This is a genomic window from Streptomyces sp. NPDC093568, assembly GCF_044764945.1.
GTDB lineage: Bacteria > Actinomycetota > Actinomycetes > Streptomycetales > Streptomycetaceae > Streptomyces.
Window position 1 is genome coordinate 565,648 of record NZ_JBIWJD010000002.1, and the last position, 13,887, is coordinate 579,534.

The window sequence follows — 13,887 nt, forward strand, 5'->3', positions numbered from 1 at the left end:
CACCAACCCCAGGGAGTGCCACCCGTGCCCGGTGAGAATCTGTCCCGCGACGAGGCCCGGGAGCGGGCCGCCCTGCTGTCCGTCGACGGATACGACGTGTTCCTCGACGTGCGTTCGGCCCTCGGCGACGGGGACCCCGAGGGCGGGGCGCCGCGTACCTTCCGCTCGGTCACCACGATCCGCTTCCGCTGCGCCGAGCCCGGCGCCTCGAGCTTCGCCGACCTGATCGCGCCGAGCGTGACGGCCGTCTCCCTCAACGGCAAGGACCTGGACCCGAGCGAGGTCTTCGACGGCTCGCGGATCGCCCTGGAGGACCTGGCCGCGGACAACGAGCTCGTCGTCGACGCCCAGTGCGCCTACTCGCGCACCGGCGAGGGCCTGCACCGCTTCGTCGACCCGGAGGACGGTGAGGTCTACCTGTACACGCAGTACGAACCGGCCGACTCCCGGCGGGTCTTCGCGGGCTTCGAGCAGCCGGACCTCAAGGCGCCGTTCCGCTTCGAGGTGCGGGCGCCCGAGGAGTGGACGGTGTGGAGCAACGGGGTCGGTGAACTCGCCGACGGTGTCTGGAGGTTCGCGGAGACCAAGCCGATCTCGACGTACATCACGTGTGTCGTCGCGGGCCCGTACCACTACGTGACCGACTCCTACGAGCGCGTCCTCGCCGACGGCACGACGCTGCGGATCCCGCTCGGCGCGATGTGCCGCAAGGGCCTCGCGCCCTACTTCGACGCCGACGACGTCTTCCTGGTCACCAAGCAGGGCCTGGACTTCTTCCACGACCACTTCGACTACCCGTACCCCTTCGGGAAGTACGACCAGGCGTTCGTGCCGGAGTACAACCTCGGCGCGATGGAGAACCCGGGGATGGTGACCTTCCGGGAGGAGTTCATCTTCCGCGGCAAGGTGACGCGGGCGTCGTACGAGAGCCGGGCGAACGTCGTCCTGCACGAGATGGCGCACATGTGGTTCGGCGACCTCGTCACCATGGAGTGGTGGGACGACCTGTGGCTGAAGGAGTCCTTCGCGGACTTCATGGGCACGTTCGCGAACGTCGGCGCGACCCGCTTCAAGGACGCCTGGATCACCTTCGCCAACCGCCGCAAGGCCTGGGCCTACCGCGCCGACCAGCTGCCCTCCACGCACCCGATCACGGCGGACATCCGCGACCTGCAGGACGCCAAGCTCAACTTCGACGGCATCACCTACGCCAAGGGCGCCTCGGTGCTGAAGCAGCTCGTCGCGTACGTCGGCGAGGACGCGTTCCTGGAGGGTGCGCGGCGCTACTTCAAGCGGCACGCCTACGGCAACACGCGCCTGGGCGATCTGCTGTCGGTGCTGGAGGAGACCAGCGGCCGGGACATGGGGGCGTGGGCGCGCTCCTGGCTGCAGACGGCCGGCGTCAACTCCCTGACTCCGCAGGTGCTGCTGGACGCGCAGGGGCGGATCAGTGAGCTCTCGGTGCTCCAGGAGGCCGCCGAGTCGCACCCGGAGCTGCGGCCGCACCGGGTGAAGGTGGGCCTGTACCGGCGTACCGAGGACGGCGCGCTGGAGCGCTACTCCTCGGAGGCGCTGGACGTCGCCGGCCCCCGGACCTTGGCCTCTTACGCGACCGGCGCTCAGGCCCCGGAGCTGGTGCTGGTCAACGACGACGACCTGACGTACTGCAAGACCCGCTTCGACGACACCTCGCTCGCGACGCTGCGTTCCGCGCTCGGCGACATGACCGACCCCCTGGCCCGTGCCCTGTGCTGGTCGGCGCTGTGGAACATGACGCGGGACGCGCTGCTGCCGGCGCGGGAGTTCATCGACCTGGTCCTGAGGTTCGCGCACCGGGAGTCCGACATCGGTGTGCTGCAGATGCTGCACGCGTGGGCCGAGTCCGCCGTGACGCACTACGCGGCGCCGGACTGGCGGGAGCAGGGTGTCAGGCTGCTCACCGAGGGCGCCTCGGGCCGGCTGCGGGACGCCGAGCCGGGCAGTGAGCACCAGCTGGCGTGGGCGCGGTTCTTCGCGCACGTGACCGACGAGACGGGCTTCGAGCTGCTGGCGGGCCTGCTGAACGGCACGGAGACCCTTCCCGGTCTCGACGTCGACCAGGAGCTGCGCTGGACCTTCCTGGACACGCTGGCCGCGCACGGCGTCGTCGGCGAGAAGGAGCTGGCCGCCGAACTGGCCCGCGACGACACGGCGTCCGGCAAGCGGCACCAGGTGCGCTGCCTGGCCGGCCGGCCGTCGGCGGCGGTGAAGGCGCAGGCGTGGGCGCAGGTGGTGGAGTCGGACACCCTCTCCAACGCGCTGGTCGAGGCGACGATCGCGGGCTGGGGCCGGCCCTCGCAGCGGGAGCTGCTCGCGCCGTACGCCGAGAAGTACTTCGCGGCCATCGAGCGGGTGTGGGCGGAGCGGTCCATCCAGATCGGCATGGACGTCGTGCGGGGGCTGTTCCCGGGGCTTCAGCAGTCGCAGGCCACGCTGGACGCGACGGACGCGTGGCTCGCGGCGCACGAGGACGCCGCTCCGGCGCTGCGCCGGCTGGTCCTGGAGGCGCGCGACGATCTCGCGCGGGGGCTGCGGGGGCAGGCGTGTGACGCCTCGGCGGCGTCAACCGCCTAAGACCTTTGGCCAACGGTCATGGCCTGCGTGACCGTTACGGAATTCAGGCAATAGCAGCCGTAACCCCTGGTCCCACCCGATCGGACCAGGGGTTTTCCGTGCCTACTCGGCATCCGAACACCCGTCCTTTAGTGCCATGTTGTCCGTTTTTGTCGACGGGCCTGTAACAGCGGTTAAAGGGCTCATCGGACGCGGGAACCTCCGGGTCATGAACCACAACACCCCGCTGTCCCCCCGCCCCCTGCGTCACCTCTCCGAGATCCACCGCCGCGTCATGACGGCCGCTCAGCTGAAGTCGCACGGCGTCGCGCCCGCCGAGATGAGCGAGCAGTGCCGTCCGGGCGGCCCCTGGCAGCAGATCCTCCCCGGCGTCCTCCTGCTCCACCCCGGCCCGCCGACCAGCGAGGAGCGCCTGCACGCGGTGCTGATGTACGCGGCGCGCGAGCGCACCGCCGGGGTGCCGTCCCAGCCGAACGCGGGCGAGGAACACGCCGCCCCCGCCTACGCCGACGCGATGATCACCGGTCTCGCCGCGCTCACCCTGCACGGCTTCTCCGCGACGCCGCCGCTCACCGCCCTGGACACGATCGACGTGCTGGTCCCGCGGCTGCGCCGGCTGCGCTCCACGGGCTGCGCCCGCATCCTGCGCACCGCCGCGCTGCCCGCGCCCCGTCAGGTCACCGGCCTTCCGGTCGCCCCGGTCCCGCGCGCGCTGGCCGACGCGGTCGCCGAGCTCACGGACGCGGGCGCCGTACGCCGCCTGCTGACCGAGGCCGTGCGCGGCGGGCACTGCGAACCTGCCTCGGTGGTACGGGAGTTGAACCAGGCGAAGCTGCTGAGCCGCCCGCACGTGGTGGACGCGGTGGACTCCCTGCTCGCCGAGGGGCGGGCCATCGCGGAGGACCGGCTGTACACGATGGTCCACGAGTACGGCCTGCCCGACCCGGTGTGGAACGTCGACCTGCGCCTGCCGGGCGGCCCGCACCTCGGCGGCCTGGACGCCTACTGGCCCGAGCAGGCGGTCGCGGTGGAGCTGGACACCCGGGCCCCGCGCCAGGGACACCGGCAGGAGGACGACGCCCTGTGGTCCGAGTACGCCCGCAAGCGTGAGCACCTGGAGCGGCTGGGCATCACGGTCGTGTACATCACGCCGAAGAAGCTCCGGGAGTCGCTGGAGCAGCAGGCCGCGGTCGTCCGTACCGCGCTGATGGCCGCGGCGGACCGCGATCCGGCCGCGTACGTCGTGGTGCTGCCCCGGTAGTGACGGACCAGGGGCAGCACCAGGAGGGGAGAGGAGGGGCCGCCGGGCCTGACACCGGCGGCCCCTCCTCGTGTCGTGCGCCGCTCTACCGCTTCCCGCAGAACTCGGCCTCGACCACCGCCGCGGTGTCCCCGGACCAGTCGCCGTTGAAGTTGAAGGCGAGGGAGTGGCGGCCGTCCTTCGTCGTGACCGCCTCGGACGTCGAGCCGTGGATGCCGCCGCCATGACCCCAGACGGCGACCCCGCAGCTCAGCTCCGTCTTCATCAGACCGAGCCCGTAGGAGTTGGCCTCGTCCAGGGGGACGGTGTCGGTCATCTCGGCCAGCTGCTCACGCGGAAGGAGCCGGCCGCGCAACAGGGCGCTGTAGAAGCGGCCCAGGTCCTTGGAGTCGGAGATCATCTCGCCGGCCGCGTAGGCGATGGACGGATTGATCCTCGTGACGTCGTACGTCGGTCCCGTCGCCGTCTCGGCCAGCTTGGAGTAGGCCCGGCTGCTCGGCCCCGGCACCGTCACGCGCGTGCCCGGGACGGACGTGCCGGTCAGGTGGAGGGGCTCGATGATCCGGTCGCGGACCTCGGCGCCGTAGGGACGGCCGGTGGCCTTCTCGATCACCATGCCCGCCAGGACGTAGTTGGTGTTGGAGTAGTTCCAGGACGTGCCCGGCTCGAAGTCCGGCTTGTGGGTCATGGCGAGGGCGACCAGTTCCGCGGGCTTCTTGGTGTCGTAGCGGTGCTCGAAGAAGCCGTCCTTGAGGAAGTACGTGCGGCCGAAGTCCTCGTCGGCGGTGTAGTTGAAGATGCCGCTGGTGTGGTTGAGGAGCCGGCGGAGGGTGATGCGGCCGCCGTCGTGGCCGTTGCCCCGCACCAGGCCCGGCAGCCACCGCTCCACGGTGTCGTCCAGCGACAGCCTGCCCTCCGCCTCCAGCTGGAGCAGCACGGTGGCGACGAAGGTCTTGGTGATGCTGCCCACCCGGTAGCGGTCGTCGGCCGAACGCGGCTCGCCCGTCTTGAGGTTGCCGACGCCGGCCGTGGCCGACCAGGTGCCGTGGCCGTCCTTCGCGGTCACCGTCACTCCGGGGACGCCCTCCCGCACGGCGGCCTTGACGGCCTTGCGGGTCGCCTCGTGGCCGGTGCCGGCGGGTGCCGCCGCCAGCGCGGGGGCCGCGAGGGCCACCGACAGCGCCACCGCCGTCGTGGCCACGAGGGCCGTGCGGGTCGTACGTACGCTCATGTCTCTCCCCCTGTCTGCGCGCTCTGATCGAGCGTGGTCGGGGGGAGAGACCGGGCGTCCGCCACCAGGGTTGAAGCGGGATGGGGCAGTTGAGCCTGTTTCAGCCCTTCTTCAGCACCAGCTCCGTGTTGCGGTCCTTGCGGTCGCCGCCGAGCTTCGTGCCGGCGCCGGGGGCGTTCAGGGACAGCTCCCGGTAGAGGGCGGCCAGGCCCGTCTGGGAGAGGTCGGTGAAGCTGGTGCGGTGCGGGGCCGAGGACTCGATCAGCGTGGTGAACAGGGAGAGCGTGCCGTCCTTGTTGTCCACCACCTCGATGATCCGGGCGAGCTGGGGGAAGTCGACGTGCGAGGCGGTGGAGATCTCCCAGAACGCGCGGCCACCGGTACCGGAGTGCGGGGTGATCACGTTCTTGTGGATGTGGCCGTTCACCCAGGCCAGGACGTTGCGGTGGCTGCCGAGCAGCTGGAGCAGCTCGGCGCCGCCCACGCGCCGCTCGTTCGGGCGGGCCGGGTCGCGGCGCATGTTGTCCATCGTCTCGCTGGTGTGATGGCTGAAGACGATCGCGTACGAGTCCTTGTTGTCCCGCAGCGTCCGGTCCAGCCACTTGAACTGGGCCGCCCCGATGGACCCTTCGTAGTGCCCGCCCGGGTCGGTGGTGTCCAGGCTGATCCCGATGACGTCGTCGGCGATCCGGAAGCTGTAGTACTGGGTGCCCGCGTCCAGGTTGGCCGTCGAGTAGCCGTGGCCGACCGGACCGTGGCCGCGCACCGCCGGGTCCAGGTGGGCGCGGATGTACTCCTTCGGCGTGAACGGGGCGCGGCTCTCGTCCGGCGTGACCGAGCGCATCGAGCGGGCGTGGGCCTTGAGGAAGTCCTTGAAGACGGTGCCCCTCGGGTCCTTGTCCTGCTTGAGGGAGTCCTGGAGCTTCTTGGCGTCCGCGGCGGAGACGCTCATCAGCTTCTTGCCGCCGACGGCCAGGTCGGTGAGGTAGGAGTCGCTGTGCGAGGCGTAGGTGCCCAGCGGCATCGCGTCGTGGTTGCCGACCGTCGAGTACCAGGGGATGTTCAGGCCGGGGCTGCGCAGCTCGCGGATCGCGGCGGCCAGATAGCCCTCGATGTACGGGAAGCCGAGCTGCTTGTCGGCGTCGCGGACGGTGTCGTCGGCCTGCCAGTACTGCTTCAGGCCGCTGCTCTGGACTCCCTCGTAGTGCCGCGGGTCACCGGTGTTCGGGGTGACGCGGCCACCGCTCATCACCGTCAGGAACCACTCCAGCTCGGACTTGCAGTTGTTGTCCGTGTTGTCGCCGGTGGTCATGGCGAAGTGGAGCGGGGCGCCGGTGACGGGGGCGCCCCGCAGCGCGTTGATCCGCTCGACGAGCGCGACGGCGCCGGGCACGGTCAGCGCCTCGTGCGGGCGCCAGGCGTGCACGTCCGCCGAGCGCAGGTACTCCAGCCGGAGCGGGTGCTGGGCGTCGATGAGGTGCAGATCGGTGAGCTGTACGAAGGCGGCGAGCGCCGTGCGCCGGGTCTCGCGCCCCGACTTGGCGGCGGCCAGGTTCTCCCGGACGACCCGCTTCCAGCCGGGGCCGTCGCCGAGCCGGCGGTAGCCGGAGGTGCCCTGTGCGGTGGCGACGCTCGCGAGGGTGGTGCCCCGGGTGTACGGGGCGAGCGCGACCGGCACCCGGCGGGAGGCACCGACCGGGGCCTCGGCGGCGGTGTCGGCGCCGGGTGTGTTCGCGGCGGCGTCGGTGGTGGTGGCGGCCTCGCTGTCCGTGGGCCGCAGGGCGTAGCCGACGCCCGCGGAGAGGGACACGGCTCCGGTGGCGGCGAGCAGGGTTCGGCGGTGGACCCCCAGCGCGGAGCTGGCGACAGAGCGTATGCGCGACATGGCGCGATCTCCCCGAGTGCGAACGCGTCGGCAGTGGTCACGGTCGGTCGCTGTCGCGAACGGCCCGTTCACTGTGGATCGTTGGCACCGGGAATGACCTGTGCATGAACATGACGGCAACGGGCAGCGCCGATCACCGTACGTCGATCTTGGGCTACCTTCCGCGTCCACGGCCGCTCCTCGAACGGCCGGGACACGGTCACTCAGCGTTCACTTTCCGGGGTAGGAGGGCTACTTCCCGGCGATCCGGGTCCGCCCCGCCGCCGGCCGCTCGCGCCACAGGGACAGGCCCTTGTCGACCATCGACACCCGGGTCAGGTCCGGTACGTCGTCCAGGGGGTGCCAGGCCGCCATGTCGGTGGAGCCGTTCGCCTCGTAGCGCAGTTCGCCTCCGGTGATCCGGGCCTCGTAGACGAGCCGTACGCCGTGGTGGTCGACGCTCCGGCCGAAGCGGGCCGGGAAGACGTGGCGGGAGGAGTCCACGCCGAGCAGGCCGGTGGGCTCGGCGAGGTACCCGGTCTCCTCCTCCACCTCCCGCACGACCGTGTCGTAGGGATCCTCACCGTGCTCCATGCCGCCGCCCGGCAGCACCCACTCGAAGCCGCCGCCGGGCGCCGGGGAACGGGCGAGGAGGAGTTGTCCGTCACGCACGCATATGGCGTAGGCCGCCACCCTCAACTTCTTCCGCACGTACGGACATTAGAACGCCGGGGCCGAATCGGCAGGCGATTATTCGGCTTGCGGGCGACTTACCCCTTTCACTACTTCTCGCCCCCTCTCACTCCAAATGAACAGCGGGTTTTCCCCATCCGTCCATTTCGATTCGGTCAACTCTTCCCAAACATCCTTCCCTTGCATAAAGCTGTGCGGTCGTCCGGGATCGCATTCCGGACGACCGATGCTCCTTTACCTCCAAGGGATGCCGATGATCAACACCCCCCAGCGCGATCCGAAGCCGGGCGTCAGACGCGCGGCCCGCATAGCCGTGGCGGCCGGGCTCGTCGCCGCGCTGTCCGCGGCCGGGCCGATACCCATGGCCGTCGCCGCCGACCCCGCGCCCACCGCGACGGACCCGAGCGTCAAGTCCGCCCATGACAAGCTCGGTTCGGACGACGCCGGTCTGCTCGCCGAGGCCAAGGCCGACGACGCGAAGAACGTCACGATGATGATCGCGACGGCGCCCGGGCAGACCGAGCAGGTCGCCGAGCAGCTGGACGCGGTCGGCTCTGTGGGCCGCACCTACGACAAGCTCGGCTACGTCCGGGCGACCGTCCCCACCGGCAAGGCCGACAAGGCCATCGCCGCCGCGGCGAAGCTCTCCTCGGTGCACGGCATCGACCTGCGCGAGGAGATACCCCTGGACGACCCCGCCGTCGACACCAAGAAGTCGACGGCCGCCGCGACCACGTATCCGGCTCCCGGCAAGGGCACCCCGGCCGAGAACCCGTACAACCCGTCCTTCGAGACGGGCGCCGTCGACTTCGTCGAGGACAACCCGAAGGCGGACGGCCGCGGCATCACCATCGGCATCCTCGACTCCGGCATCGACCTCGCCCACCCGGCGCTGCAGAAGACCACCACGGGCGAGCGCAAGATCGTCGACTGGGTCACCGCCACCGACCCCCTGCTCGACAGCGACCGCACTTGGCGCCCGATGGTGACCTCCGTCTCCGGGCCCACGTTCACCTACGGCGGCAAGACCTGGACCGCACCCGCCGGCTCCTACCAGGTGAGCACCTTCCTCGAGTCGTACACCACGGGGGGCGACGCGGCGGGCGACGCCAACCGCGACGGCGACAAGACCGACTCCTGGGGCGTCCTGTACGACGCCGCGAACGGCACCGTCCGGGTCGACCTCAACAACAACTTCGACTTCGGTGACGACACCCCGATGAAGCCGTACAAGGACGGCTACCAGATCGGGTACTTCGGCACCGACAACCCGGCCACCGACGTGGCCGAGCGGCAGCCGTTCGTCGTGCAGATCCGCAAGGACGTGCCGATGGACCCCCTGGGCGGGGACTGGGTCGGCCAGAAGCGCGACTTCGTCAACATCGGCGTCATCGAGTCCGAGCACGGCACCCACGTCGCCGGCATCACCGCCGCGAACGGCCTGTTCGGCGGCAAGATGAACGGCGCGGCACCGGGCGCGAAGCTCGTGGCGTCCCGTGCCTGCACCTGGACCGGCGGCTGCACCAACGTCGCGCTCACCGAGGGCATGATCGACCTCGTCGTCAACCGCGGCGTCGACATCGTCAACATGTCGATCGGCGGTCTGCCGGCGCTGAACGACGGCAACAACGCCCGCGCCGAGCTGTACACGCGCCTGATCGACACCTACGGCGTGCAGCTCGTCATCTCCGCCGGCAACTCCGGCCCCGGTGCCAACACCATCGGCGACCCCGGCCTGGCGAGCAAGGTCATCTCGGTCGGCGCGACCATCTCCAAGGAGACCTGGGCCGCCAACTACGGCTCGGTCGTGTCCAAGCCCTACGCGATGATGCCGTTCTCCTCGCGCGGTCCGCGTGAGGACGGCGGCTTCACCCCGACGCTGTCCGCGCCGGGCGCCTCGATCAACACCATCCAGACCTGGCTGCCGGGCGCGCCGGTCGCCGAGGCGGGCTACACCCTCCCGGCCGGCTACGGCATGCTCCAGGGCACCTCGATGGCGTCCCCGCAGGCGGCGGGCGCCTCGGCGCTGCTCCTGTCGGCCGCCAAGCAGAAGGGCATCGCCCTCACCCCGGCGAAGCTGCGCACCGCGCTGACCTCGACCGCCGACCACATCAAGGGTGTCCAGGCGTACGAGGAGGGGGCCGGCCTCATCAACATCGAGGACGCCTGGGACTCGATCCGCGACGGCGCCACCGCCCACGAGTACACGGTCAAGGCGCCGGTCGACACCGCGATCGACCAGTTCCTGAAGACGCCGGGCTTCGGCACGGGCGTCTACGACCGCGAGGGCGGCCTGAAGGCCGGGCAGAAGAAGACGTACGACGTCACGATCACCCGTACGTCCGGCGCGGACAGGGCGATCCGGCACGAGCTGCACTTCGAGAACAACGCCGGTGACACCTTCCGGATCGTCGGCTCCGACGAGATCAGCCTCGGCCTGAACAAGCCGGTCACCGTCCAGGTCGCCGCGAAGCCGTCCTCGGCCGGCATCAAGAGCGCGATCCTGGAGGTCGACGACCCGCGCACCGAGGGCATCGACAAGCAGGTCCTCAACACGGTCGTGGTCTCGGAGCCGCTGAAGTACAGCTACTCGGCGTCCGGTTCGGTCCAGCGCAACAGCAGCAAGTCGTACTTCGTGACCGTCCCCGAGGGCGCGAAGTCGCTGGAGGTCGCGATCGGCGGGCTGAAGGACAAGAGCCAGACGCGGTTCATCGCGATCCACCCGTACGGCGTCCCGTCCGACCCGACCGGCACCCCGAACTGCTACAACAACTACCTCGGCGGCAACGGCTGCAAGCCGGACGTGCGTTCCTACGCCGACCCGCAGCCGGGCGTCTGGGAGATCGAGGTCGAGTCGCGCCGTACCTCGCCGCTGCTCGACAACCCGTACAAGCTGGACGTCACCGTCCTCGGCGCGGCCTTCGACCCGGAGACCGTGACCGTCCCCGAGGCCAAGGTCGGCACGCCGACCGCCGTCTCCTGGAAGGTGACCAACAACTACGCCGCCATCGACGGCAAGCTGGCCGGCGGTCCGCTCGGCTCGTCGAAGACGGCGCGTCCGACGATCGCCGAGGGCGACACGCAGACCACCACGGTCGACGTGCCCGCGGGCGCGACCTCGCTCGACGTCTCCATCGGCAACGTCTCCGACGCGGCCGCGGACCTCGACCTGGTCGTCTACGACGCGGCCGGCACCGAGGTCGGCAGCTCGGCCGACGGTGACTCGGAGGAGTCGGTCTCGGTGGCGAACCCGGCCGCCGGGAAGTACAGCATCGAGGTGATCGGCTACGCCGTGCCGAGCGGCTCGACGGCCTACGACTACCTGGACGTGTTCTTCTCCGCCGCGCTCGGCACCGTCTCCGTCGACGAGTCGGCGCCGGTGAAGCTCGGCACCGGGGACTCGGCCACGGTGTCCGGCAGCGTCACCGCCGCGGCGGCCGCGCCGGAGGGCCGTGAGTTCTTCGGCCAGGTCCAGCTGCTCAACGCGCGCGGCACGGCCGCGGGCCTGGGCAACGTGAGGATCGAGAAGGTCACTCCGTAGTCAGGGGTGCCAGGGGTACGGCAGTGGGGCGGGCGTCCGTGCGGGCGCCCGCCCCTTGTCGTTCAGCAGCCGGCCTCCCGTGCGTCGGGCAGTGACGCGGTGATCCAGGCGCGTTCGGGGGCGATGTCCTGCTCGCCGACCGCCCAGAAGTCGGGCTCGCGCTCGCCCCGCGGGATGCCGATGAGCACCGGGTCGCCCTTGCGGACGCCCGGGACGACGCTCTCGTCGACCTCGAAGGTCAGGTCCTTCTCGCCCCTGTCCGGCTTGTAGTAGCGCGTCATGTGCAGGGTCACGCGCAGGGACGTGGTGCCGGGGAGCCGTTCCACCGCGGTGGCGGTGCCCTCGGCGACCAGGCGGGAGCAGGCGAGGTAGCGGGGGCTGCCGAAGTCGACGCCGCCGGACGCCTGCGTGCTGGCGGACTTGTCCGACGCGCTGTCGGCCCCGGCATCGTCGCCGGCGCCGCCGGCCCGTGTCAGCAGCCAGCCCATGCCGACCAGCACGGACCCGGCCGCGGCCACGGCGAGGCCGCCGAAGGCGACGGAGAAGAGGCGGCGCCGGAGGTGGGAGGGCTGTCGTACGGGAGCGGGCTTCGGCTCCGGGGCCGGTGGCGGTGGCTCGGTGAGCGCGTGCCCGATGAGGCCGAGCTGCTCGCGCAGCAGCGCCACGTCGGCCGCGGCGGACCTGTGCTCGGCCATGAAGGCGGCGTCCGTCCGGTCCTCGTCGGACAGCGGTTCACCGGTGATCGCGGCCATCAGCGCGTCGGCGCCGCGGCCCTGGTTCTCGGCGGTCACGTCACACCACCTCGTCCTCGTGCAGGCGGGCGCGCAGGGCCCGTACCGCCGTGTGCAGCCTGCTCTTGACCGTGCCCTCGGGGATGCCGAGCTCCTCGGCGATGCCGCGCACCGGCAGATCGGCGAAGAAGCGCAGGACGAGGACCTGACGCTGGGCGTCGGGCAGCTCGTCCAGGCCCTGGGCGACGGCGAGGGAGAGCAGGCTGGTGTCCTCGCCGGAGGGGTGCGCCGGCTGGCGCAGGGAGGCGAGCCGCTCGCCGAGCCGTTCCTGGCGCTTCTTGGCGCGGTGCCAGTCCATGGCGAGGTTGGAGGCGACGACCGCCGCCCACGCCGAGACGTCCCGCGGCGCCTCACGGCCGCTCGCGGCCCGCTCCAGCAGCCGCAGGCGGACCTGCTGTACCCCGTCCAGCAGGTCCGCCTGCGGCACCCCGCCCAGCGCGAGCACCGCCCGCACCCGACGCTCCTGGGCCGCGTCCAGGGGATCGGTCTGATCGTCCTCCTGGGCACGGCGGGCCTTTCTGCGCAGCACAAGCCACCCCCTCACCGCGTTTCCTCTACGACGCCGCGGCGCACGGAAACGTTCGGCCCGGGCGGCGGGAGTTTGTGCGAGGTGTACGTCACACCGCCGCGCGAGCGCAGCACAGCTTGCGGCAGGAGGGCCTCTGAGGGCGAATTTATGCAGCTCAGCACGGGTGCGGACGGGATTTCCGGAACCGTCCGGCCGGTCGGGGTGCCCCTTTCGGTGGGTATGAAGCGCAAAGAATTGGACAGGCGGACCTGGGTCGGCCGCATGATGGAAAGGCCGCAGACATGCAAGAACGCCTAGAAGGAGTCGCCGTGAGGATCGGAATCGTCGGAGCCACCGGTCAGGTCGGCACGGTCATGCTCAGGATCCTCAAGGAGCGAGACTTCCCGGTCACCGAGCTGCGTCTGTTCGCCTCGGCCCGCTCGGCGGGTTCGGTCCTGGACGGTGTGACCGTGGAGGACGCGGCGACGGCCGACTACTCCGGTCTGGACATCGTCCTGTTCTCGGCGGGCGGCGCGACGTCGAAGGCGCTGGCCCCGAAGGTCGCCGCCCAGGGCCCCGTGGTGATCGACAACTCCTCGGCCTGGCGCCGCGACCCCGAGGTGCCGCTGGTCGTCTCCGAGGTGAACCCGCACGCCATCGCCGACCGCCCCAAGGGCATCATCGCCAACCCGAACTGCACCACGATGGCCGCGATGCCGGTGCTGCGGCCGCTGCACGCCGAGGCGGGCCTCGAGGCGCTGGTCGTCGCCACCTACCAGGCGGTGTCGGGCTCGGGTCTCGCGGGCGTGGACGAGCTGTTCGAGCAGGTCAAGAAGGTCGGCGAGGACGCGCCGAAGCTGACCCACGACGGCTCGGCGGCGGAGTTCCCCGAGCCGCACAAGTACGTCGCGCCGATCGCGTACAACGTCCTTCCGATGGCCGGCTCCATCGTCGACGACGGCCTGCACGAGACCGACGAGGAGCAGAAGCTCCGCCACGAGTCCCGCAAGATCCTGGAGATCCCCGAGCTGAAGGTCTCCGGCACCTGCGTCCGTGTCCCGGTCTTCTCCGGCCACTCCCTCCAGGTCAACGCCCGCTTCGCCCGCCCGATCAGCGTGGAGCGCGCCAAGGAGCTGCTCGCCGGCGCCCCCGGCGTGGCCCTCACCGACGTCCCGACCCCGCTCCAGGCGGCCGGTCAGGACCCGTCCTTCGTGGGCCGCATCCGCCAGGACGAGACGGTCGAGCACGGCCTGGCCCTGTTCGTCTCCAACGACAACCTCCGCAAGGGCGCCGCGCTGAACGCGGTGCAGATCGCGGAGCTGGTGGCGGCGGAGTTGAAGGGCTGACACCCGGGCTTACGTCGGCAGGGCGCCCACACGTGTGGT

Annotated in this window: 9 protein-coding genes; 4 read left to right on the plus strand and 5 right to left on the minus strand. The window is 71.0% G+C overall.

Annotated elements, in window-relative coordinates; all coding sequences use genetic code 11:
* The first annotated feature begins 24 nt into the window (after positions 1–24).
* Positions 25–2,613 carry an aminopeptidase N gene (pepN, locus tag ACIRD7_RS12030; RefSeq protein WP_403452596.1) on the plus strand — a complete coding sequence of 863 codons (2,589 nt, stop codon included), beginning with the start codon at positions 25–27 and terminating at the stop codon, positions 2,611–2,613.
* Positions 2,614–2,821: 208 nt separating this feature from the next.
* Positions 2,822–3,874 carry a hypothetical protein gene (locus ACIRD7_RS12035; RefSeq protein WP_403452598.1) on the plus strand — a complete coding sequence of 351 codons (1,053 nt, stop codon included), beginning with the start codon at positions 2,822–2,824 and terminating at the stop codon, positions 3,872–3,874.
* A gap of 85 nt (positions 3,875–3,959) precedes the next feature.
* On the opposite strand, the gene ACIRD7_RS12040 is transcribed toward ACIRD7_RS12035, so the two are convergent.
* The 3 genes from ACIRD7_RS12040 to ACIRD7_RS12050 all read right to left on the minus strand — a co-directional run bounded on the left by ACIRD7_RS12040 (position 3,960) and on the right by ACIRD7_RS12050 (position 7,680).
* Entirely contained in the window at positions 3,960–5,105 is a 1,146-nt protein-coding gene (locus ACIRD7_RS12040) for a serine hydrolase domain-containing protein (RefSeq protein ID WP_403452600.1), read from the minus strand.
* A 100-nt stretch (positions 5,106–5,205) separates the two neighbouring features.
* On the minus strand, positions 5,206–6,990 hold the full coding sequence (locus ACIRD7_RS12045; protein ID WP_403452602.1) for a TIGR03767 family metallophosphoesterase: 1,785 nt from the start codon (positions 6,988–6,990) through the stop codon (positions 5,206–5,208).
* 231 nt (positions 6,991–7,221) lie between these two features.
* Positions 7,222–7,680, minus strand: a complete 459-nt coding sequence (locus ACIRD7_RS12050) for an NUDIX hydrolase (protein ID WP_403452603.1) — start codon at positions 7,678–7,680, stop codon at positions 7,222–7,224.
* Positions 7,681–7,915: 235 nt separating this feature from the next.
* Between ACIRD7_RS12050 and ACIRD7_RS12055 the strand changes: the two genes are divergently transcribed.
* Complete coding sequence (locus ACIRD7_RS12055) at positions 7,916–11,203, plus strand: S8 family serine peptidase (RefSeq protein ID WP_403452605.1); 3,288 nt, start codon at positions 7,916–7,918, stop codon at positions 11,201–11,203.
* A gap of 62 nt (positions 11,204–11,265) precedes the next feature.
* Here the strand turns inward: ACIRD7_RS12055 and ACIRD7_RS12060 are convergent, their stop codons facing one another.
* Complete coding sequence (locus tag ACIRD7_RS12060) at positions 11,266–11,994, minus strand: hypothetical protein (protein WP_403452606.1); 729 nt, start codon at positions 11,992–11,994, stop codon at positions 11,266–11,268.
* Between the two features lies 1 nt (position 11,995).
* On the minus strand, positions 11,996–12,523 hold the full coding sequence (locus ACIRD7_RS12065) for an RNA polymerase sigma factor (RefSeq protein WP_403453068.1): 528 nt from the start codon (positions 12,521–12,523) through the stop codon (positions 11,996–11,998).
* A gap of 308 nt (positions 12,524–12,831) precedes the next feature.
* Between ACIRD7_RS12065 and ACIRD7_RS12070 the strand changes: the two genes are divergently transcribed.
* Positions 12,832–13,848, plus strand: coding sequence for an aspartate-semialdehyde dehydrogenase (locus ACIRD7_RS12070; RefSeq protein ID WP_403452608.1), 1,017 nt, complete (start codon positions 12,832–12,834; stop codon positions 13,846–13,848).
* Positions 13,849–13,887: the final 39 nt, after the last annotated feature.